Origin of the sequence: Neisseria sp. HMSC061H08 (assembly GCF_001836795.1) — a bacterium.
GTDB lineage: Bacteria > Pseudomonadota > Gammaproteobacteria > Burkholderiales > Neisseriaceae > Neisseria > Neisseria subflava_A.
Map to the genome: position 1 here is coordinate 338,660 of NZ_KV830556.1, position 23,214 is coordinate 361,873.

Below are 23,214 nucleotides of genomic sequence, written 5' to 3' on the forward strand. Positions count from 1 at the left end.
AAAAAACGTTTCAGGTTTTCAGACGGCCTTTGGTTTATAAGGATTCGATTTTTCTTAATAGTTCACGCAATGCTTGGGCGCGGTGGCTTTCGGCATTTTTGATTTCAGGGTCAAGCTTGGCGGCGGTGCAACCATGTTCGGCCAGATAGAAATGAGGGTCGTAGCCGAAGCCGTTTGTACCAGCTGCTTCGGCCTGCCATTGGCCGCGCCAGATGCCTTCGGCGATGATGGGTTGCGGGTCGTTTTCGTGGCGGACGAGTACGAGTACGCAGACGTAGTAGCAGCTTTTGTCGTCTTTATCGGCAAGATCGGCAGACAGTTTGGCGTTGTTTGCGGCATCGGATTTGGGGTTTTCGCCTGCATAACGTACGGAGAAAATGCCGGGTGCGCCGTTTAAGGCGTTGGTGCAGATGCCGGAGTCGTCGGCAAGTGCCGGTAAGCCGCTGTATTTGGCGGCATGGCGTGCTTTAGCCAGGGCATTTTCAACAAAGGTATGGTACGGCTCGGGACATTCGGGCGTATTGAACTGTGATTGCGGCAGGACTTCGATGTTTAAGTCGGCAAAGAGGCGGGCAAATTCTTTGAGTTTGCCTGCGTTGCCACTGGCAAGGACGATTTTTTCAAACATGGTTTTTCCTTAATGGTTTTCGGTTTGCTGCATAGGAGCCATTTGTGCGCGTGCTTTGTGGCGGATGTAAAGGGCAAGGCTGCCGATTTGGGCAAAAACGGCGGCAAAGGCAAATAGAAAGGCGGCAACGGCAAATTGTTTGCTGTGAATGCTTAGAAGATAAGCGCCCAACAGAATCAGGACGATAAACATCAGGGTAAACAGGGCGGTCAGGAGCAGATAGGCTTTTTGTCGGGTCATGGCAGCTTGGGTAAGGGGGAAAAATGTTCTGATTATAACGTCAGATTGGGAATTTGAAACCATGCCGCATTCGTTAAAAAGGCCGTCTGAATATTTCAGACGGCCTTAAGTCGAATAACGGATTAACGCAATTCTGTGTGCAGGCGGCTCAACAATGTGGAGGCATCGCTGCCTTTGTATGGGCTGCCGTCTTTGTTCAACAGATGGAGGCGTGCGCCATTGTTGATAGGCTCAACATAAACAATGATTTCAGGATACGTTTTTGGTGCTTCTGCTTTGCCTTTGCCAAATACGCGTTTGAACAGGCCTGGTTTTTTATTGGCAACTGCTTCGCCTTCGGTTGGCGCTTGTTGAACCAAGAAAGCGCGGCGTTCGGCATTTTGACCGATAACGGTCAGGCCGATGCGGTCAAGCGCAAGGGCGGTACGGCGCCAGTTGCGGCCGTAATCGCCTGCCAGCAACAGAGTGCCGTTGTCCACACGCGCCAATTCAGAAGCATTGCTGCGGGCAGCAATGCTTTGGGTCAGGGCTTGTTCGGCTTGCTGACCGTCAACGCCCAAGTATTGCATAAAGCGGGCGAGGAATGCGGCTTCGAGGTTAGGGTCGTTTTCACCTGGCTGCCACATTGTGGTATCTTTTTTACGGTCGGCATAAACTTCTTTCATGCCTTTATGGGCGAAGAAGATGTCGGTCGAACCGTTTTTGCCTTGTTCGATGCGGATGATGAACTTGTCGCGTTCGCTGGTGGAGTAGATGCCGCCCAAGCCGACTTTATCCAACAGGCGGCGCAGGCTGTCTTGAGGGATTTTGGCTCGATTTTCCGCCCACTCGGTTTCCATTTGGCCGATGGCCGGTTCTTCGGATTTGATGTCGAAACCGTTTTCTTGCCAGAATACTTTCAGCAACGGCCAAATTTCGCGAGGCGATTTGCCATCGACAACCAACCAGCGTTGGTTGCCGTCACGCTCAAGGCGTACGCCTTTAACGGATTTCAAAACTTCTGCATTGGCAGGTTGTTGTACGGCTTGAGTGCGGCGTTTGTTGAAATCGCTGGCGCGGACGGCACCGCTGCCTGCCGGTAATTGATAGAGGTTGCCTTGGTCCGGGTTGTTCAAATCAGGTGGTACTTCCAGTTTGACCAAGCGGTGTGATTGACTTTGATAGTCGAGTTTGGGTTGTTCTTTTTTGCTGCCGGAACAGGCAGTCATGCTAATCAGGGCGAGGGCTACTACGATGGGTTTGATATAGGTCATCTTGTTTTCCTGTGGATGAAGTTCTTAACAGGGAGGCCGTCTGAAAAGGCTGTTTTGATTTCAGACGGCCTTATTTCCGGATCAGATTTGTCCTGATTTTTCCAGAGCGGCTCGGACTTTGGCTTGACCGTCTTCGGTCAGTGCAACCAAAGGCAGACGAACATGGGGTTCGCATTTGCCCAATAAGCTCAGGCCCCATTTGGGCGCGGCCGGGCTGGGCTCGCAGAACATGGTGTTATAAATTGGGATAAGTTGCTCGTTTAGACGACGGGCGGTCGCAATATCGCCCTCAAGGGCGGCTCGGCACATGTCGGCGAAGAGTTTCGGTGCAACGTTGGCTGCAACGGTTACCACACCATGACCGCCACACAGCATGAAGGGCAGGCCGGTAGGATCGTCGCCGGAGAATACGGCAAAACCTTCAGGAACGCTGTTGATCAATTCGATGTTGCTGCCGATTTTGCCGCTGGCTTCTTTGACACCCACGATATTGGGAATTTCAGCCAAGCGCAAAATAGTGTCGTTGCTCATGCTGACGACGGTGCGGCCGGGAACATTATAAATAATCATCGGAATCGAAGTGGCTTCAGCGATGGCTTTGAAATGTTGGTAAATGCCTTCTTGGGAAGGTTTGTTGTAATAGGGAACGACGGATAAGGTGTAGTCCGCACCGGCTTGCTCGGCGGCTTGGGAAAGGGCGATGGCTTCGACAGTATTGTTGGCGCCTGTGCCGGCGATAACGGGAATGCGCTTGTTGACGTGTTTGACGGTGGCTTCAATAACGGCCAAATGTTCTTCGACAGGCAGGGTGGCTGACTCGCCGGTGGTGCCGACTGCGACGATGCCGTCGGTGCCGTTTTCAATGTGCCAGTCGATTAAGTCGCGAAGTTGTTCGTAGTTGATGCTGCCGTCTTGATTCATCGGAGTAATCAGGGCAACCAGACTGCCTTTTAACATACGGAAACCTTTAATTTTATAATGTGGGTGGATTATTCATCGGATTGTAGCTTACTTTGTTGTTTGTGTGAAACATATCCGCTATGAGGCCGGGCCGTTTAATCGTGATTTGTCATTATCTTAATGAATAATACATTTTTAAATCATTAGTTTGTTTGTTTTAAGATGGAAAAATACTGTCAAGGATTAAAATGTGTTAAGGCTGTTTGAGGCCGTCTGAAAATGATCGGGCAAAACTTTCAGACGGTCTGATAATTTTGAATTTGCTGATACATTTTAAATTAGTTAAAATGCGCATCTTAATATTTTTTAACGATTCTTAAGAAAGGGTCATTATGGCCGAAATGACAGATAAACAGGCCGGTTCGCCTGATTTGGTTTACGGTTTGGAAGATAAGCCGCCGTTTGGGAATGCGTTGTTGAGTGCGGTCACGCACCTTTTGGCTATTTTTGTCCCGATGATTACGCCGGCGCTGATTGTCGGCGGGGCGTTGGAGCTACCGGTTGAAATGACGGCTTATTTGGTGTCGATGGCGATGGTGGCTTCCGGTGTCGGTACTTATTTGCAGGTCAACCGTTTCGGGCCGGTCGGTTCGGGTATGTTGTCGATTCAGTCGGTCAACTTCTCTTTTGTTACCGTGATGATTGCACTCGGTACCGGCATGAAAGAGGGCGGCTTGACTGAAGATGCGATGATTTCAACGCTTTTGGGCGTGTCCTTTGTCGGCGCGTTTTTGGTGTGCTTCTCCGCTTGGCTTTTGCCTTATCTGAAAAAAGTGATTACGCCGACTGTAAGCGGCGTGGTCGTGATGTTGATCGGCTTGAGCTTGGTGCATGTCGGCATTACTGACTTTGGAGGCGGCTTCGGTGCGAAAGCAGACGGTACATTCGGCTCGATGGAAAACTTAGGTCTGGCATCGCTGGTGTTGCTGATTGTGTTGGTTTTCAACTGCTTGAAAAATCCGTTGCTGCGCATGAGCGGCATTGCGGTGGGTTTGATCGTCGGGTATATTGTTGCGCTGTTTTTGGGCAAAGTAGATTTTTCCGCCCTGCAAAATCTGCCGCTGATTACCCTGCCTGTTCCGTTTAAATATGGTTTTGCATTTGATTGGCACGCGTTTATCGTTGCCGGTGCGATTTTCTTGTTGAGCGTATTTGAAGCGGTAGGCGATTTAACGGCGACTGCGATGGTCTCCGAGCAGCCGATTGAGGGTGAGGAATATACCAAACGTCTGCGCGGCGGCGTATTGGCAGATGGTTTGGTGTCTGTGATTGCGACTGCGTTGGGCTCTTTGCCTTTGACTACTTTTGCGCAAAATAACGGTGTGATTCAAATGACCGGCGTGGCTTCGCGCCATGTGGGCAAATATATTGCGGCGATTTTGGTATTGTTGGGCTTGTTCCCTATTATCGGCCGCGCGTTTACCACGATTCCGAGTCCGGTTTTGGGTGGCGCGATGGTGTTGATGTTCGGCCTGATTGCGATTGCCGGTGTGCGGATTTTGGTCAGCCACGGTATTCGCCGTCGTGAAGCAGTCATCGCGGCTACTTCTGTCGGTTTGGGTTTGGGCGTGGCGTTTGAACCGGAAGTGTTCAAAAACCTGCCGGTATTGTTCCAAAATTCAATTTCTGCCGGCGGTATTATGGCGGTATTGTTGAACTTGGTGTTGCCGGAAGACAAAACCGATAAAGCGATTAAGGTTGAAACCGACAGTTTGGATCACTAAACAAGCTTTATTCAAAGGCCGTCTGAAGTTTCAGACGGCCTTTGGTTTTTCGGCTATAATATTGTTTTTATTTATTATCCGAGTAGTTCGGATAGCTCTACCCGGAAAGGTTTTATATGACGGTTTATTCACTTTTTATCACTTGTCCTCGCGGTTTGGAAGCGCCTTTGACGCAAGAACTCGAAAACATGGCATGTCAGGATATCCGCGCTGTTGACGGCGGCGTGGCATGTAAAGGCACGATGGAGCAGGTGTATCGCATCAACCTGCATTCGCGCGTTGCCAGCCGCGTTTTGCTGCGTTTGACCAAAGGCAATTATCGTAACGAACACGATATCTACAAACTGGCACGAAATCTGCATTGGACAGGTTGGTTTAAGCTGGAGCAGACCTTCAAAGTCAAAGTCGAAGGCAAGCGCGCCAATGTGAAAAGCTTGGATTTTGTCGGTTTGAAAATCAAAGATGCCGTCTGTGATGCCTTCCGCGATATTTATGATGCGCGTCCGAGCGTGGGCAAAATCAATCCCGATATCCGCATTCATGCCTTTATCGATGAGCGCAATGTGGAAATCTTTATCGATACTTCCGGCGAAGCACTCTTCAAACGCGGCTATCGTCAGGATACCGGCGAAGCGCCATTGAGAGAAAACTTGGCGGCCGGTTTGCTGCTTTTGGCAGGCTATGACGGTACGCAGCCTTTCCAAGACCCGTTTTGCGGTAGCGGTACGATTGCCATTGAGGCTGCATGGATTGCGACACACCGTGCGCCGGGCTTGATGCGCCGTTTCGGTTTTGAAAAACTGCAAAACTTCGACAAAGAAAAATGGCAAGCGTTGCGCCATGAGGCTGAAAAACAAATCAAACCGGCCGCCGCGCCCATTTCCGGCAGCGACAACGACCGTTATATGATCCGCGCCGCATTGGCCAATGCACAAGCCGCCGAAGTGGATAATTTCATCCGCTTTGACGTGCAAGATGCGCAGGCCGCGCGCCCAAACGGCGAACACGGCATTATGATTTCCAATCCGCCTTATGGCGTGCGCCTTGCGGAGGTTCAAGCTTTGCAGGCTTTATATCCGCAACTCGGTACATGGTTGAAACAATATTACGCAGGCTGGCTAGCTGGGATGTTTACCGGCGATCGCGATATGCCGAAATTTATGCGCCTTTCTCCGAAGCGGAAAATTCCTTTGTTTAACGGTAATTTGGATTGCCGATTGTTTTTGATGGATATGGTGAAAGGTTCGAATCGGGGGTAAAACATGAAATTAAGGCCGTCTGAAAGATGATTTCAGACGGCCTTTTTTGATTTGTTAAAACCGTCTTTGTTATAACGGAGTTTGCTTTTCTTTTTTTATATTGATGCTCTGAAATTGTTTTCAGACGACCTTTATCAAGGGAGCCGTGTAGATGTAATTATTGAAATTTACAATCTATCAAATTATAAAAACCTATTACAAAATAAAGATGGATTGTTAAATAAAATACCATATCTAGTAGTATTGTGTTTTAATGCACACCATATCTTGTGTTTTATGGCGTTGCAATGAGCGGTTTGAAATTTACAATCGAGCAAATTGTTTGGCAGGAAGTGCCGGGCGAAGTGTCGCTGGCGTTTCTGTTTTCCGGTTGTCCGCTGCGTTGCAAAGGTTGCCATAGTGCCGATACATGGAAAGAGGGTATTGGCACGGAATTGACCGGGGATTACTTAAAATGCCGTCTGAAACGCTATCGCGGATTGATTACATGCGTGTTGTTTATGGGCGGGGAATGGCAGCCGGAAGCCTTGCAGAAAATGCTGGCTATCGTGACGCAGGCGGGTTTGAAAGCCTGTTTGTACACCGGCCTGGAGCGTGAGGAGCTGGAGGCGGTTTCAGACGGCATCCTGCCTTATCTGACGTATCTGAAAACCGGCCGCTGGCAGATGGAGCTGGGCGGCTTGGACAGCCCGACGACCAACCAAAAGTTTATCGATTTGCGCACGGGCGAGGTGTTGAATCGCTTGTTTATCAAAGACAAACCCGTGCCCAAAATCATCCCGATTACAACTCAGCCGCAGGTGGTCGCTTTTCAGACGGCCTGAGGCTTTTTTATCCAACTCACACAGGAGGAATTAACATGATTCGGCTGCATCCCGAACAGTTAAACGGAAAACTACAATTCATGCGTGACTACATCAGCGCGCAAAACGCGGCGGACGGCTCGAAAATGGACGCCAATGCCAACGTAACGCAAAAAAACATTGCCACGATGGAAGCGGAAATCATGAAAGACTTTTTCGTGCAGATTAACCGCGCCCAAGTGTCGCGCAAAATCGCCGAAATTTTCGACCAATCCGTTGCCGACGAATACATCCGCCAGATTGAGGCACACGAGATTTATGTGCACGACGAAACCAGCCTCAAGCCTTATTGCGTGTCGGTTACGCTGTATCCCTTCCTGCTCGACGGCTTAAGCAAACTCGGCGGCGAATCCAAAGCACCGCAACATCTTGCTTCGTTTTGCGGCTCGTTTATCAACCTTGTGTTTGCCATCAGCGCGCAGTTTGCCGGCGCGGTGGCCACAGTGGAATTTCTGACTTATTTCGACTACTTCGCCCGCAAAGACTACGGCGATGATTATTTGGAAACCCATGCCAAAGAAATCGCCAACCATATGCAGCAGGTGGTGTACAGCATCAACCAGCCCGCCGCCGCGCGCGGCTATCAGAGCGTGTTTTGGAATATTTCCGTTTACGATCAATACTATTTCGACGCGATGTTCGGCGATTTCGTCTTTCCCGATTTCAGCAAACCGGTGTGGCAAAGCGTGGCGAAGCTGCAAAACTTCTTCCTTAAATGGTTTAACCAAGAGCGCACCAAAGCCATTTTGACCTTCCCTGTTGTAACCGCTGCGATGCTGACCGACGGCGGCAAATGCAAAGACACCGTGTTCGCCGACGAAATGGCGAAAGAGTTGGCGGAAGGCAATTCCTTCTTCGTCTATCTTTCCGACAATCCCGACTCCTTGGCTTCCTGCTGCCGTCTGCGTAATGCCATTGAAGACCGCACTTTCAGCTACACACTCGGCGCGGGCGGCGTAGCGACCGGTTCCATCAACGTCATCACCATCAACATGAACCGGCTGGAACAAGACGGACGCGACCTTGCCGCCGAAGTGGCCAAAATCCACAAATACCAATACGCCTACCGCAAACTGATGGAAGAATACCAAGCCGCCGGAATGCTGCCCGTTTACGATGCAGGCTTCATCACGCTGGACAAACAGTTCCTCACCATCGGCATCAACGGCATGGCGGAAGCCGCTGAATCGCAAGGCATTAAAGTCGGTTACAACGACGACTATATCAACTTCGTCCAAGGTCGTCTGAAAACCATATTCGAAGCCAACCAAGCCGCCAGCAAACACTACGGCGTGAAGTTCAACACCGAGTTTGTCCCTGCCGAAAACCTCGGCGTGAAAAACGCCAAATGGGACAAAGCTGACGGTTACAAAGTCAGCCGCGAATGCTACAACTCCTATTTCTACGTTGTCGAAGACGAAGAAATCAACGCGCTCGACAAATTCCTGCTGCACGGCAAAGAACTGGTGGACTGGCTCGACGGCGGTTCCGCGCTGCACCTGAACCTCGATGAAGCCCTGCCCGAATCCGGCTACCGCTCGCTCTTGGATATCGCCGCGCAAACCGGCTGCAACTACTTCTGCGTGAACGTGCGCATTACCATTTGCAACGAATGCGGCCACATTGACAAACGCACCTTACACGCCTGTTCTGCTTGCGGCAGCCACGACATCGACTACGGCACCCGTGTCATCGGCTACCTGAAGCGCGTATCCGCATTTAGTAGCGGTCGACGCAAAGAGCACGCGCTCAGACATTATCACCGTAAAGCGGCGTAATCATTGAAAAAAGGATTACTTAAAAAAGCTAAGGCCGTCTGAAACTTCAGACGGCCTTTAGTATGTTTTTAGATAGACTGACTCTTTCAGCTATATGATTTTAATTAAATTAAACAACAATGCTTGATACTTTAATATTTTGAAGTTCTGTCTGATTCGCAGGTAGGATGTGTGGCGCAGCCACGCACGCGGTCGGTTGGATATGCAGGCTACGGCTTGCTACACGTAGGTTTTGAAGTTACAGTAGGTGTGTGGCGTAACCACGCACGCGATAGGTTGAGTATACAGACTACGGTTTGCTAAAGTGAACAGTTAGAGCTTATTGGTCTAAATACTGTATTTTTGCATCATTTAAACTATCGGCTAGTTTTTGGATACTGTTCAGTAGTTTATCAATATCTTGTTCAGGATCAGCATAGAAATAGTCGATGGTAAACGTTAGAGTTTTACCAAACTGCTCAGGGATTGGGGGAAGAGCCAGAGCGCGCAGCTGGATACTATCTCCACCTCGTGCATGGTCGCGTACCCACCATGACAAAAACTCTAATGCTTTCAATCCAGTTTCATCACGTGTAATCATGAAGTCGATCGAAATCAAGATTTCGTCCGATAAACCGCCATCAGTCCGTTTCAATGCACCTAACGGATAGTCACCAAACATGGGAAGCGTAAAATCATCCGATGTGATTTCGAATAGCATATGGCGATTTACCGCAGCAAGTTTGATACCGGGAATACTTTTAATGGCAGTGCTGAGTTCTTGTACGGGTTGAGGAATATCGGAATTGTCTTCGTCTGATTCCGGATCTAATTCTTGGTTATCTTGAGTGAATGCCAAATTTTCCTGTTCTAGCTCTACAACAATTTGTTTTACTTGGATTTTTGTTTCATCTTTTTCTTGTTTTTGTTTTAGTATAGTGGAGAGAAAGTCTTTAATACTCATGATAATGGTTACTCCTAAATTTGAGATAACAGTAAAAATTTGATTGTATTTTATTTTTTTAATGTGTCAAGATGACAAAATAATTTATAGATAAATAAACCTTAAAGTCAAGTGAGGTGTGTGGCATAGCTACTCGCGCGGTAAGTTAGGTATGCAGGCTGCAGTTTGCTATATATTGGCTGTAAAGCTCTATGTTATCAAAAAGGTATGTCGTGAATTCAAGTACATGGGGGAGTAAAGATACAGGTTACTGTCTCCTTAAACAGAAAGTCTTTTGGTAGCCATCTTTTGCGTGTTTATATGTTAGCCCGACAATTGATAATCCAATCACAAAATATGGTCCAGTATTTGTACCACATGCTCCAGCATAATAAGCAAGCACAGCAAATATTAAGAAAATAAGACCCATTACATATTCAAAAACTCCTAAATTGCTGCGATCCGAAAAAATAAATTCATCAATCAACTCTTCAGCTGCAATTAGAACACCTCCAATAAAATACCCTGATATTATTCTACTTATCCAAGATTTAACATCTAAACTTTGGAACCAATCTTGAAACCAACCACAAAAAAATATGATGATTGATAAAGGAAGCAGGAACATACAGAAAATTTCAAAATATTTTTTTCGTTTTTCATGAGGTTTCATTATTTACTCCTATCCGAATTTAAAACAGAATTTCTTACAAAACTGCCTTCAAATACTTCCCAGTATAACTCCCCTTAACCTTCGCCACCTGCTCCGGACTACCTTCCGCAATAATCCTCCCCCCTCCATCGCCGCCTTCCGGCCCTAAGTCCACAATCCAATCCGCAGTTTTAATCACGTCAAGATTATGCTCAATAATCACAATCGAGTTGCCTTTGCCTTTCAGACGGCCTATGACTTCCAGCAGCAGGGCGATGTCGGCGAAGTGCAGGCCGGTGGTGGGTTCGTCAAGGATGTAGAGCGTTCTGCCGGTGTCGCGTTTGGAGAGTTCCAAGGCGAGTTTGACGCGTTGGGCTTCGCCGCCGGAGAGGGTGGTGGCGGACTGGCCGAGGCGGATGTAGCCCAGGCCTACGTCCATCAGGGTTTGCAGTTTGCGCGATACGGTGGGGACGGCGTCGAAAAATTCGCGGGCTTCTTCGACGGTCATGTCGAGGACTTGGCTGATGTTTTTGCCTTTGTATTGGATTTCGAGGGTTTCGCGGTTGTAGCGTTTGCCGTGGCAGACTTCGCAGGGGACGTACACGTCGGGCAGGAAGTGCATTTCGACCTTAATCACGCCGTCGCCTTGGCAGGCTTCGCAGCGGCCGCCTTTGACGTTGAAGGAGAATCTGCCGACGTTGTAGCCGCGTTCGCGCGAGAGGGGTACGCCGGCGAAGAGTTCGCGGATGGGGGTGAACAGGCCGGTGTAGGTGGCGGGGTTGGAGCGCGGGGTGCGGCCGATGGGGGATTGGTCGACGTTGATGACTTTGTCGAGGTATTCGAGGCCGTGGATGTCGTCGTATGGTGCGGGTTCTTCTTGGGCGCGGTTGAGTTCGCGGGCGGTGATTTTGGCGAGGGTGTCGTTAATTAGGGTGGATTTGCCGCTGCCGGATACGCCGGTGATGCAGGTAATCAAACCGAGCGGCAGTTCGAGGGTAACGTTTTTAAGGTTGTTGCCGCGCGCGCCTTTGAGGACAAGCATCCGCTCGGGATTGACGGGGGTGCGTTCAGACGGCACGGCAATGGATTTTTTGCCGCTGAGGTATTGTCCGGTAACGGATTTTTCGCATTTGGCGACGTTTTCGGGCGTGTCGGCAATCAGTACGTTGCCGCCGTGTTCGCCCGCGCCGGGGCCCATATCGACGACGAAATCGGCTTCGCGGATGGCGTCTTCGTCATGTTCGACCACAATCACGCTGTTGCCTAAATCGCGCAGGCGTTTGAGGGTGGCGAGCAGGCGGTCGTTGTCGCGCTGGTGCAGGCCGATGGAGGGTTCGTCCAAAACGTACATCACGCCGGTCAGGCCGCTGCCGATTTGGCTGGCAAGGCGGATGCGTTGGGCTTCGCCGCCTGAGAGGGTTTCGGCGGAGCGGCTTAAATTCAGGTAATCCAGTCCGACGTTAATCAGGAAGCCGAGCCGCTCGGTGATTTCTTTGAGGATTTTTTCGGCGATTTGTTTTTTATTGCCGTCCAAATCCAGCATTTCAAAGAATTGGTGGGTTTTGGTCAGTGGCCAGGCGGAAACTTCGTGCAACGGCTCGCCACTGACGTAAACGTAGCGCGCTTCTTTGCGCAAACGTGCACCGCCGCAGCTAGGGCAGGCGCGGTGGTTTTGGTATTCGCGCAGTTTTTCGCGCACGGTTTCGCTGTCGGTTTCACGATAGCGGCGTTCGAGATTGGGGATGATGCCTTCAAAGGCATGGCTGCGGTTGAAGGTGGTGCCGCGTTCGGACAGGTAGGTGAAGTCGATGACTTCTTTGCCTGAGCCGTGCAAGACGACTTTTCTGATTTTTTCAGGCAAAGTTTCCCAAGCGGTGTTGACATCAAATTTATAATGATGCGCAAGAGATTGAATCATTTGGAAATAGAATTGGTTGCGTTTGTCCCAGCCGTCAATCGCGCCTGCAGCTAAGGATAATTCCGGATGGGCGACCACTTTTTCGGGATCGAAGAAGTTAGTATTGCCCAAGCCGTCGCAAGTCGGACAGGAGCCCATCGGGTTGTTGAACGAAAAGAGGCGCGGCTCTAACTCGGGCAGGCTGTATGAACATACGGGGCAGGCGAAACGCGCGGAGAACCAATGCTCTTCGCCGCTGTCCATTTCCATCGCCAGTGCGCGCTCGTTGCCGTGGCGCAACGCGGTTTCAAAACTTTCCGCCAGCCGTTGCTTGATGTCGGCTTTTACTTTCACGCGGTCGATGACGACGTCGATGTTGTGTTTGATGTTTTTTTCCAGCTTCGGCACTTCGTCAAGCTGATAGACTTCGCCGTCCACGCGCACCCGCGCAAAACCCTGCGCCTGCAAGTCGGCAAAGAAATCGACAAACTCACCCTTACGCTCGCGCACCGCCGGCGCCAGAATCATCACGCGCGTGTCTTCCGGTAGCTTCAAGACGGCATCAACCATCTGAGATACGGTTTGGCTGGATAACGGCAGCTTGTGTTCGGGGCAATACGGGGTACCGACACGTGCGTACAAAAGACGCAGGTAATCGTGGATTTCTGTTACTGTACCGACAGTGGAGCGCGGGTTGTGGCTGGTGGATTTCTGCTCGATGGAAATCGCGGGCGATAAGCCTTCAATTAAGTCGACATCGGGCTTGTCCATCATCTGCAAAAACTGACGGGCATAGGCAGAAAGGCTCTCGACATAACGGCGTTGGCCTTCGGCATATAAAGTATCAAATGCCAGCGATGATTTGCCGCTGCCTGACAATCCTGTTACCACCACGAGCTTGTGGCGCGGAATGTCCAAATCGACATTTTTCAAATTATGTGTACGCGCGCCGCGGATGCGGATGGTGTCATTATCGTGTGAATGTTTGGGATGATGGTTGCACATGGTGTCAGGCCGTCTGAAAAATAAAATAAACAGCTATTGTAGCACTTTTCAAATGACAGACTGGATAGATAAAGCATTTGATATAAAAGAAACAAAGAGGCCGTCTGAAAATATGTTTTCAGACGGCCTTGATATAGATGGATCAGCTTATCAGTCGATTTTGCGGAGAATTTCGCGCAGGGCTTTTTGCCAGTCGGACGGTTTGATACCAAATTCGGTTTCGAGGCGTGAGCAATCCATGATGCTGTATGCCGGACGCGGAGCGGGCAGGGGGTATTGTTCGGTGGTGATTGCGTTCAGTTCAGGAATGCGGAAGCTGTCGTCTAATTGGTGGGCCGTCTGAAAGATGGCTTTGGTAAATTCGTACCATGTTGCCGATTTATTGCCACAGTAATGGAAGATACCGCGTGGGGAAGTAGGCTGTTGCAATAAACTGATGATGGCATGAGCCAAGTCGCCTGCATAAGTAGGGCAACCGGTTTGGTCATGAACGATGGAGAGGGAGTCGCGTTCTTTAGCAAGGCGTAACATGGTTTTGACGAAATTGCTGCCGTATTCGCTAAACAGCCATGAAGTACGGACGATTGTACTTTCCGGATGTGCGGCTAAAGCCAAAAGCTCGCCTGCTACTTTGGATTGACCGTAAGTGCTGCGCGGATTGGTATAGTCGGTTTCGCGGTAAGGGCGTTTGCCTTCGCCGTCGAATACATAATCAGTGGAAATATGAATAAAGCGGGCGTGTGCGGCGCGAGCAGCTGCTGCCAGGTTGTGAACAGCGGTTGCGTTGACGGCAAAAGCGACTTCTGCGTTTTCTTCTGCTTTATCGACGGCAGTGTAAGCTGCGGCATTAACGATGGCATCGGGTTGGAAGTTTTTGATCATGTGATGCACGGCTTCGGTATCGGTAATGTCCAGCGAAGTAGAGTCGGTAGCAATCAGTTCCCAATCTTCGGGCAGGCGGTCGCGCAGACAACGGGCAAGCTGACCTTTGGCTCCGGTCAATAAAGTACGCATGGTTGAGTATCTCCTCTGATAGCTGTTAAATAGGTGTTCGTGTCATTATAGTGTAAATACGACAAATTCACATTATTGGCGTAGAACAAAATGTAGAGGAGGCTGTATTTGGGTAAATTGTCGATATTATCTATTCATAATAATAACTGCTTATTGGTATTATGTTTGTTTACTATAACTAGAGTTAAAATTCATCTTTTAACAAGATAGATAAAGGATCTATGTCGTTTGAGAGATTGTGAATCAATGTTAATGTTTTTATTATTTCTAGGATAATGGAATTTAAAAAAAGGCGAAACTCCATCCTTTTATCGGCAAATTCTACCGTTTGATATTTTTGAGTAAATATTTTGAAAAATATTACTAAAATAATAATTGAGCAAGGGTGGAATTTGCTCGTTCCGCCAGCTCAATATCTTTATTAACTATTTTGGGAGTAATTATTATGGCATACTGTTACGGGGGGTATTATGCTAGACCCCTGGTTAGTTCTTACTGCGCTCCTGCGCCTAAGGCTTCCTACTCTTCTTACTACTGCGCTCCTGCAGCAAAATCTTCTATTTCTATCGGCAGCATCGCTAGCATTGCTAGCGTCGGCGTGTCAGTAGTTAACGCGGTAACCGGTTTGGTTTCTGCTATTGCGGCTTTCTGCCCACCGGCAAAAACACCTAACTACAAATGTGTTCCGGTTTGCCCACCTTACAACTGCGATCCAATCAAACCGATCCCATGTCCAAAACCACAACCTAAACCTCAGCCTAAGCCTCAACCAAAACCTGAGCCTAAACCTGAGCCTAAACCTGAGCCACAACCAGAACCGCAACCGGAACCAAAACCTCAACCAAAACCTGAGCCTAAGCCAGAACCAAAACCTGAGCCTAAGCCAGAGCCAAAACCTGAGCCTAAACCAGAACCGAAACCTGAGCCAGACTGCAAAGACTGTGTTGATGACCATAACCAAAACAACTCATACGGTCAGGAAGATAAAGACCCAGGTAATGTTATCCGAGCTGAAGACTGCAAAGACGGCAACGTTATCCGCGGTACTGATGCCAAAGATACCATTTATGGTACTGCTTGCGAAGACATCATCTACGGTGGCAACGGCACAGACGTAATCTACGCCGGTGCTGGTAACGACACCATTTACGGTGATGCCGATGGTGACTCTCTGTACGGTGAAGAAGGTAAAGACTACCTGCAAGGTGGTGCCGGTAACGACTACCTGAACGGTGGTTCCGGTGCTGACATCATGCGCGGTGGCGACGGTAACGACGTTTACTTCGTTGACAATGCCAACGACCAAGTTATCGAGTACGGCAATGCACAAGCCGGTATCGATACTGTTCGTACCGTTATCGACTACACTCTGACCGATCACGTTGAAAACCTGATTTTGCAAGGTATGCAAAACCTGAACGGTACCGGTAACTCTTTGAACAACAACATCGAAGGTAACGGCGGCAACAACCATCTGTACGGTTTGGCCGGCGACGACTGCCTGGTTGGTAAAGACGGTAACGACTACCTCGACGGCGGTGTCGGCAACGACATCCTGATCGGCGGTACCGGTAACGACACTTACTTCTTCGACAAAGGTTACGGTCACGACACTATCCGTGAGGAAAGCGGTAATGACACCCTGTTGTTCGGTAAAGGCGTTGCAGCTTCCGATGTATTGCTGAGCAAATCAGGTGCCAACCTGACTGTTTCTGTCGGTACTAACGACAGCATCACCATCGACGACTGGTTCACCGGTAACAATCACAAAGTTGAAAACTTCAAGTTTGCTGACGGTAGCACTTACCAAGTAACCGGCCATGGCGACTACTACTCTCTGTCTGCTGTGAACCAAATCCAAGATCAGACTCAAGCTTCTGTAATCTGATAGGATGGTGATTTTCAGGGTTCTTCCCTGAAATCAACGGATAAGGCCGTCTGAAACCAAAATAAAAGGTTTCAGACGGCCTTTATTTTGTAAACAATCTGACGAAAAATTCCAAATTGGGCTAAAATACTGCATTCTTCTGTCTACCAAAGAGATACCCGAAATGTCTGAAATCAGCTTGAAAAAAATCTACTCCGGCAAAGTACGCGATTTGTACGAAATTGACGATAAACGTATGTTGATGGTTGCTTCCGACCGTCTGTCTGCATTCGATGTGATTTTGGATGATCCGATTCCGGGTAAAGGGGAGATTCTGACGCAGATTTCCAATTTTTGGTTTAAAAAACTGGCTCATATCATGCCTAACCATTTTACCGGCCAAACGGTTTACGATGTTTTGCCTGAAAACGAAGCCAAAGCTTTGGAGAAACGCGCCGTTGTGGCTAAAAAACTCACTCCGGTGAAAGTGGAGGCCATTGTGCGCGGTTATCTGGCAGGTAGCGGTTGGAAAGATTATCAAAAAACCGGTTCTGTCTGCGGTATTCAACTGCCTGAAGGTATGCAGGAAGCGCAGCAGTTGCCCGAAGTAATTTTTACGCCGTCGACCAAAGCCGCAGTTGGCGATCATGATGAAAACATCAGCTTTGAAGAATGCGAACGCATCATCGGCAAAGAGCTGGCGGCGGAAGTACGCGCCAAGGCGATTCAGCTTTATACGGAAGCGGCCGAATATGCAAAATCTCGCGGTATTATTATTTGCGATACCAAGTTTGAATTTGGTTTAGACGAAGAGGGTACGCTGACTTTGATGGATGAGGTGTTGACGCCTGACTCCAGTCGTTTTTGGCCTGCCGATCAATACAAAGTCGGCATCAATCCGCCGTCTTTTGACAAACAATTTGTCCGCGACTGGCTGGAGCAAAGCGGTTGGAACAAAAAAGCGCCTGCGCCTAAAGTACCTGCCGATGTAATTCAAAAAACAGTCGAAAAATATCAGGAAGCATTGGCTTTGCTGACTCAGGATTGATTTTTAAGTTTGAAGGCCGTCTGAAAAGGATATGTTTCAGACGGCCTTTTTATTGTACAAATACTGGATTTTAAGGATGGTTGCCTTTATAATCGAGAGTTGTTTTCAGCGCCTTAAAGGCCGTCTGAAAGCTTGTTTATAACCTGCCGCACGGTCTGAAACCCTAACTATGCACATTCGGATTTTAGTGTGCATTATTAGTGTTTTAGCAGTGCGGTATTTTGAAAGGAACAATGATGTTCAATAAACACGTTAAGACCTTCCAATACGGTAATCAAACCGTTACTTTGGAAACCGGCGAAATTGCCCGCCAAGCCGCCGCTGCCGTTAAAGTATCCATGGGCGACACCGTTGTTTTGGTTGCCGTGACTACCAACAAAGAAGTGAAAGAAGGCCAAGACTTCTTCCCTCTGACTGTCGATTACCTCGAGCGTACTTACGCAGCAGGTAAAATCCCCGGCGGTTTCTTCAAACGCGAAGGCAAACAAAGCGAAAAAGAAATCCTGACCAGCCGTCTGATCGACCGTCCGATTCGTCCTCTGTTCCCTGAAGGTTTCTACCACGACATCCAAATCGTAGCGATGGTCGTGTCTGTTGACCCTGAAATCGATTCTGACATTCCTGCAATGCTGGGCGCGTCTGCTGCGCTGGTGTTGAGCGGCGTACCGTTTGCCGGTCCGATTGGTGCGGCACGCGTGGGTTATGTAAACGGCGTGTACGTTTTGAACCCGACTAAAGCCGAATTGGCCAAATCACAATTGGACTTGGTGGTTGCCGGTACTTCTAAAGCCGTGCTGATGGTGGAATCCGAAGCCGACATCTTGTCTGAAGAAGTAATGCTGGGTGCGGTTGTTTACGGTCACGATCAAATGCAAGTGGCCATTAATGCCATCAATGAGTTTGCCGACGAAGTCAATCCAGAAGTTTGGGATTGGAAAGCACCTGAAACCAATGAAGAATTGGTTGCCAAAGTACGCGAAATTGCCGGCGAGACCATTAAAGAAGCGTTCAAAATTCGTCAAAAACAAGCTCGTTCTGCCAAATTGGACGAAGCTTGGAATGCCGTAAAAGAAGCGTTGATTACCGAAGAAACCGACACTTTGGCTGCCAACGAAATCAAAGGTATTTTCAAACACTTGGAAGCCGATGTTGTCCGCAGCCAAATTTTGGACGGTCAACCGCGCATCGACGGTCGCGACACCCGCACCGTCCGTCCGTTGAACATTCAAACCGGTGTATTGCCGCGCACGCACGGTTCCGCATTGTTTACCCGTGGCGAAACCCAAGCTTTGGCGGTTGCAACTTTGGGTACTTCACGCGACGAGCAAATCATTGATGCCCTGTCCGGCGAATACACCGACCGCTTCATGTTGCACTACAACTTCCCACCATACTCTACCGGCGAAGTGGGTCGCGTAGGTGCGCCCAAACGTCGTGAAATCGGTCACGGCCGTTTGGCTAAACGTGCATTGTTGGCCGTATTGCCAGAACCTGAAGATTTCAGCTACACCATGCGCGTGGTTTCTGAAATTACCGAATCCAACGGCTCTTCCTCTATGGCTTCCGTCTGCGGCGGCTGCTTGAGCCTGTTGTCTGCCGGTGTGCCTTTGAAAGCACACGTTGCCGGTATCGCCATGGGTCTGATTTTGGACAACAACAAATTTGCCGTTCTGACCGACATCTTGGGCGACGAAGACCACTTGGGCGATATGGACTTTAAAGTAGCCGGTACAACCGAAGGTGTGACCGCGCTGCAAATGGACATCAAAATCCAAGGTATTACCAAAGAAATCATGCAAATCGCTTTGGCTCAAGCCAAAGAAGCACGTTTGCACATCTTGGATCAGATGAAAGCTGCTGTTGCAGGCCCGCAAGAACTGTCTGCACACGCGCCACGCTTGTTCACCATGAAAATCAACCAAGATAAAATCCGTGATGTTATTGGTAAAGGCGGTGAAACCATTCGTTCGATTACCGCTGAAACCGGTACTGAAATCAATATTGCTGAAGACGGTACCATCACAATCGCTGCGACTACTCAAGAAGCAGGCGATGCAGCGAAAAAACGCATCGAAGAAATCACTGCTGAAGTGGAAGTGGGCAAAGTGTACGAAGGTACTGTGGTTAAAATTCTCGACAACAACGTTGGCGCGATTGTCAGCGTGATGCCGGGCAAAGACGGTTTGGTACACATCAGCCAAATCGCCCACGAGCGCGTACGCAATGTCAGCGACTATCTGCAAGTAGGTCAGGTTGTGAACGTGAAAGCATTGGAAGTAGACGACCGCGGTCGCGTACGCCTGTCTATCAAAGCTTTGCTGGAAGCGCCTGCTCGCGAAGAGAAAGCAGCCGAATAATCTGATTATTCAAGCTTGAAACAAAAGGCCGTCTGAAAATTTCAGACGGCCTTTTGTTTATTTAAAAGATAAGTTTAAAAAACGGGTTTTGCCTTTACTTTGATTGAACGGATTACTACAATGCTTGCAATCTAACAAATATATTAATCTCTTAAGGAGTATGCAATGAATGCTACACAATTAATCAGCCAGCTGACGCAAACCGTTGGTGAAAAATATATCATCACAGACCCGGCAAAAACCGAACAATACCGTCAAGGCTACCGTTTTGGCGAAGGCAAGGCGCTGGCAGTTGTCCGTCCGGGTACGGTGTTGGAAATGTGGCAAATCTTGCAGGCATGTGTTGAGGCTGATGTTATCGTGATTACGCAGGCCGCCAATACCGGCCTGACCGGTGGCTCGACTCCTGACGGCAATGATTACGACCGCGATATCGTGATTGTAAATACCATGCGCCTGAACATCATTCAGCCTATTAATAATAACGAACAAGTTGTCTGCCTGCCTGGCTCTACCCTGAATCAATTGGAACTGTTGCTGAAACCTTTAGGCCGTGAGCCGCACTCTGTAATCGGTTCGTCCTGTATCGGCGCATCTGTATTGGGTGGCGTATGCAATAACTCGGGCGGTGCATTGGTACAGCGTGGCCCGGCTTATACGGAAATGGCCCTGTTTGCGCAAATCAACGAAGAGGGCAAACTGGAGCTGGTCAACCATTTGGGCATTGATTTGGGCGAAACCCCTGAAGAAGTTCTGACCAATCTGCAAGGTTTTCATTATCAAAAAAAAGACATTGTTCAAAATGCAGGCAAAGGGCATGACCATGCATACTGCGATCATGTCCGCCAAGTGAATGAACCGACTGCCGCCCGTTTTAATGCCGACCCTGCGCGTCACTACGAAGCATCAGGTTGCGCGGGCAAGCTGATGGTGTTTGCCGTACGCTTGGATACTTTCCCACAAGAAAAACAGACTGCCGTCTTCTATATTGGCACCAATGATATTAATGAGCTGACCGATATTCGTCGCGCCGCTTTGAGTGAGTTTAAAAACCTGCCTATTTCCGGTGAGTATATCCATCGTCATGCTTTTGATATTGCTGCCGTTTATGGCAAAGACACTTTTTATATCATCAAGACGTTCGGTACCCACCAACTTCCGAAACTGTTTGATCTGAAAGCCCGTGTGGATAGATTCAGCAAAAAGATAAGTTTCTTACCAAAACACTTCTCTGATAAATTCATGCAACTGATCAGCAAGATTTTGCCTGATCACTTGCCGAAGTCTATGCGCAATTATCGCGACAAATACGAACACCATTTGATCTTGAAAATGGGTGGCGAGGGCGTAGAAGAAGCGCGTGCTTTCTTAAAAGAATATTTTGCAACCCATGGCGGCGCATTCTTCGAATGTAATGCCGAAGAAACACAGGCGGCCATGCTGCATCGCTTTGCTGTGGCTTCTGCCGCGATCCGTTACCGTTCTGTACATGATGATGAAGTAGAGGATTTGGTTGCACTCGATATCGCCTTGCGTCGTGATGATCGTGATTGGTTTGAAACCCTGCCGCCCGAAATCGACAATAAAATCATCCATAAATTGTATTACGGACATTTTATGTGCCATGTGTTCCATCAGGACTACATCATTAAAAAAGGCAACGACTGCATGGCTTTGGAACATGAAATGCTCCATCTGCTTGACCAACGCGGTGCGCAATATCCTGCCGAGCATAATGTCGGTCATCTGTATGAAGCCAAGCCCGAGCTGAAACAGTTCTATAAAAAACTCGACCCGACCAACAGCTTCAACCCCGGTATCGGTAAAACCAGTAAGAAGAAAAACTGGGCTGAATAAAACATAGTCAAAATAAAGGCCGTCTGAATTTTTCAGACGGCCTTTTTATATGTTTGCTTATCAGAACAGGTTGCTAATGAAAATCAGCAGAATCACCAATGGTACAAGGTATTTCACATAGGCAAACCAGATATTGACGGTGGTCTGGTTGCCTTTGTAGAGCAATTCGTCCTTCGCTTCATCTTTCATCACGAAGCCGACAAACAAGGCAGAGCCAAGCGCGGTCAGCATAAACAGGATGTTGCCGCTGATGTAGTCAAAGGCATCGAAAATGTTTTTACCAAACACGGAAATATCTTTCCAAGGGCCGTAGCTCAAGATGGACGGGATATTGCCGAAGATAAAAATACCTGCCAGTACGATGGTAATCGCGGCTGCGCGGCGGATTTTGGTTTTCTCCTGAATGGTCGTAATCAACACTTCATAAATGGTCAGAGAAGTGGTCAGCGCGGCAATCAGAAGCAGTGAGAAGAAAATCACTGCAAACACTGGGCCTGCCCACATATTGGAGAACACGATCGGCAGGCTTTGGAATACCAGCGTCGGGCCGGAGTTAGGGGCAACGCCAAAGCTGAAGAGGGAAGGGAAAATCATAAAGCCGGCCAACACGGCAATCAATGTGTTGGTAATCGCGGTAATTACGGCCGTCTGAACCAGATCTTCATTTTTATCCAGATAGCTGGATAACGTAATCATCACGCCGAAACCCAAGCTCAAGGCGAAGAATACTTGTCCCAAAACGAAGACGAACAGTTTAGCAGTAATTTTGCTGAAGTCAGGTTTCAGATAGAAGGTAATGCCTTCCATTGCGCCCGGCAGGGTAACATTGCGCACAACCATCGCAATCAGGAATAAAAACAGCAAAGGCATCAGGTATTTTGCCGCTTTTTCAATACCGCCGATCACGCCTTTGACCAAGATCCATTGGTTCACAACCACAAATAGGAAGGTGTAAAAGGCAATTTCCCAAGGGCTGTTTTCGATGTGTTCGGTAAAGAAGCTTTTGGTGACTTCGCCGGAAACAGGACTGGAAATGTCTAAATTACCGCCGATGATATTGACGATGTAGCTGATAACCCAGCCGCCGAGTACCATGTAATAGGCCATGATGCCGAATGCGCCGAGCAAGCCCATCCAACCGACCAATTTCCAAACTTTGGCAACGGGTTTGCCATTCATTGTGCCGCCAAACGCATCCAGCGCGTTCACGCCTTTACGGCGGCCGATGACGTTTTCCACCAAAATCATCGGAATACCGATGACCAGCATGGCGATACAGAACAGAAACACATACGCGCCGCCGCCGTTTTCACCAACCAAATACGGGAAACGCCATGTTGCGCCAAAGCCGACAGTCGCGCCGGCAACGGTAAGGATGTAAGTCAAACGGTTGGACCAGGTTTGACGGGGTTGATTGGAAGACATAAATACTCAGATGCATAAAAATAAAGACAACATTTTACCGCAAAGATTTAACGAATCTTGACTAAAGTCGGAAAAGGAAATTAGTTAAAAAAACTATGTAATGAAGAATTTTTAGTGGTTTTCTCTAGTTTGTTTGGTATTGAAACCTGCAAACAGAGAATTTGTCTGAAGCGATATGAATGATTGAAAGGGCCGTAACGATAAAGGCCGTCTGAAAAGTGGGATATGGGAAAGGGGTGTTGTAAGGATATTGGATAGCACTAAGGTGTGCTTTCAAAATTAAAGATGGTATTTATCTAAGGCTGTCTAATAACATCCTGTAACCTTAGCTTGGATAGTCGCCGATCGGTTTTCTTTCTATAAAATGATTTGCCTGAAATTGGAACGGCACAGATTGATGCGGAAGAGACGAGAAAGAGAAAAGGGATAATGGCAAGTTAATGAGTGGAGATGGGGTTTAGAAAT

At 48.5% G+C, this 23,214-nt stretch carries 17 protein-coding genes; 8 read left to right on the plus strand and 9 right to left on the minus strand.

All coding sequences use genetic code 11. The features are described from left to right. Positions 1-34: 34 nt before the first annotated feature. From rdgB to dapA, 4 genes are all read right to left on the minus strand, one after another. The gene (rdgB, locus tag HMPREF2675_RS02600; RefSeq protein WP_070813975.1) at positions 35-628 is read right to left on the minus strand and encodes an RdgB/HAM1 family non-canonical purine NTP pyrophosphatase; all 594 of its coding nucleotides are present in this window, start codon (positions 626-628) and stop codon (positions 35-37) included. Between the two features lie 9 nt (positions 629-637). Beyond that, complete coding sequence (locus HMPREF2675_RS02605; RefSeq protein ID WP_070814083.1) at positions 638-868, minus strand: NGO_0222 family membrane protein; 231 nt, start codon at positions 866-868, stop codon at positions 638-640. Between the two features lie 122 nt (positions 869-990). After that, positions 991-2,121: an outer membrane protein assembly factor BamC gene (gene bamC, locus HMPREF2675_RS02610; protein WP_070813976.1), complete on the minus strand. Its 1,131-nt coding sequence runs from the start codon at positions 2,119-2,121 to the stop codon at positions 991-993. Between the two features lie 81 nt (positions 2,122-2,202). After that, entirely contained in the window at positions 2,203-3,078 is an 876-nt protein-coding gene (gene dapA, locus HMPREF2675_RS02615) for a 4-hydroxy-tetrahydrodipicolinate synthase (RefSeq protein WP_070813977.1), read from the minus strand. A gap of 335 nt (positions 3,079-3,413) precedes the next feature. On the opposite strand from dapA, the gene HMPREF2675_RS02620 reads away from it, so the two are divergent. The 4 genes from HMPREF2675_RS02620 to nrdD all read left to right on the plus strand — a co-directional run bounded on the left by HMPREF2675_RS02620 (position 3,414) and on the right by nrdD (position 8,705). Continuing rightward, positions 3,414-4,805, plus strand: a complete 1,392-nt coding sequence (locus tag HMPREF2675_RS02620; protein WP_070813978.1) for a nucleobase:cation symporter-2 family protein — start codon at positions 3,414-3,416, stop codon at positions 4,803-4,805. Positions 4,806-4,921: 116 nt separating this feature from the next. After that, positions 4,922-6,064: a THUMP domain-containing class I SAM-dependent RNA methyltransferase gene (locus HMPREF2675_RS02625; RefSeq protein ID WP_070813979.1), complete on the plus strand. Its 1,143-nt coding sequence runs from the start codon at positions 4,922-4,924 to the stop codon at positions 6,062-6,064. 287 nt (positions 6,065-6,351) lie between these two features. Beyond that, positions 6,352-6,888 carry an anaerobic ribonucleoside-triphosphate reductase activating protein gene (gene nrdG / locus HMPREF2675_RS02630; protein ID WP_070813980.1) on the plus strand — a complete coding sequence of 179 codons (537 nt, stop codon included), beginning with the start codon at positions 6,352-6,354 and terminating at the stop codon, positions 6,886-6,888. Positions 6,889-6,923: 35 nt separating this feature from the next. Next, positions 6,924-8,705, plus strand: a complete 1,782-nt coding sequence (gene nrdD, locus HMPREF2675_RS02635) for an anaerobic ribonucleoside-triphosphate reductase (protein ID WP_070813981.1) — start codon at positions 6,924-6,926, stop codon at positions 8,703-8,705. A 319-nt stretch (positions 8,706-9,024) separates the two neighbouring features. Here the strand turns inward: nrdD and HMPREF2675_RS11445 are convergent, their stop codons facing one another. The 4 genes from HMPREF2675_RS11445 to rfbD all read right to left on the minus strand — a co-directional run bounded on the left by HMPREF2675_RS11445 (position 9,025) and on the right by rfbD (position 14,195). After that, positions 9,025-9,648: a hypothetical protein gene (locus tag HMPREF2675_RS11445; protein WP_210399841.1), complete on the minus strand. Its 624-nt coding sequence runs from the start codon at positions 9,646-9,648 to the stop codon at positions 9,025-9,027. Positions 9,649-9,895: 247 nt separating this feature from the next. Then, positions 9,896-10,300, minus strand: coding sequence for a hypothetical protein (locus HMPREF2675_RS02645; protein ID WP_070813982.1), 405 nt, complete (start codon positions 10,298-10,300; stop codon positions 9,896-9,898). A gap of 34 nt (positions 10,301-10,334) precedes the next feature. After that, positions 10,335-13,181, minus strand: coding sequence for an excinuclease ABC subunit UvrA (uvrA, locus tag HMPREF2675_RS02650; RefSeq protein WP_070813983.1), 2,847 nt, complete (start codon positions 13,179-13,181; stop codon positions 10,335-10,337). Positions 13,182-13,331: 150 nt separating this feature from the next. Then, the gene (gene rfbD / locus HMPREF2675_RS02655) at positions 13,332-14,195 is read right to left on the minus strand and encodes a dTDP-4-dehydrorhamnose reductase (RefSeq protein WP_070813984.1); all 864 of its coding nucleotides are present in this window, start codon (positions 14,193-14,195) and stop codon (positions 13,332-13,334) included. Between the two features lie 598 nt (positions 14,196-14,793). Between rfbD and HMPREF2675_RS02660 the strand changes: the two genes are divergently transcribed. From HMPREF2675_RS02660 to dld, 4 genes are all read left to right on the plus strand, one after another. Then, positions 14,794-16,083, plus strand: coding sequence for a calcium-binding protein (locus tag HMPREF2675_RS02660; protein ID WP_210399843.1), 1,290 nt, complete (start codon positions 14,794-14,796; stop codon positions 16,081-16,083). A gap of 163 nt (positions 16,084-16,246) precedes the next feature. Continuing rightward, positions 16,247-17,110, plus strand: coding sequence for a phosphoribosylaminoimidazolesuccinocarboxamide synthase (locus HMPREF2675_RS02665; RefSeq protein WP_070813985.1), 864 nt, complete (start codon positions 16,247-16,249; stop codon positions 17,108-17,110). Positions 17,111-17,343: 233 nt separating this feature from the next. Then, positions 17,344-19,467, plus strand: a complete 2,124-nt coding sequence (gene pnp, locus HMPREF2675_RS02670) for a polyribonucleotide nucleotidyltransferase (protein WP_107697060.1) — start codon at positions 17,344-17,346, stop codon at positions 19,465-19,467. A 165-nt stretch (positions 19,468-19,632) separates the two neighbouring features. Further along, on the plus strand, positions 19,633-21,324 hold the full coding sequence (dld, locus tag HMPREF2675_RS02675) for a D-lactate dehydrogenase (RefSeq protein ID WP_070813986.1): 1,692 nt from the start codon (positions 19,633-19,635) through the stop codon (positions 21,322-21,324). A 60-nt stretch (positions 21,325-21,384) separates the two neighbouring features. Here dld and HMPREF2675_RS02680 read toward each other — a convergent pair whose 3' ends face one another. Next, positions 21,385-22,749 carry a sodium-dependent transporter gene (locus tag HMPREF2675_RS02680; protein ID WP_063075531.1) on the minus strand — a complete coding sequence of 455 codons (1,365 nt, stop codon included), beginning with the start codon at positions 22,747-22,749 and terminating at the stop codon, positions 21,385-21,387. Positions 22,750-23,214: the final 465 nt, after the last annotated feature.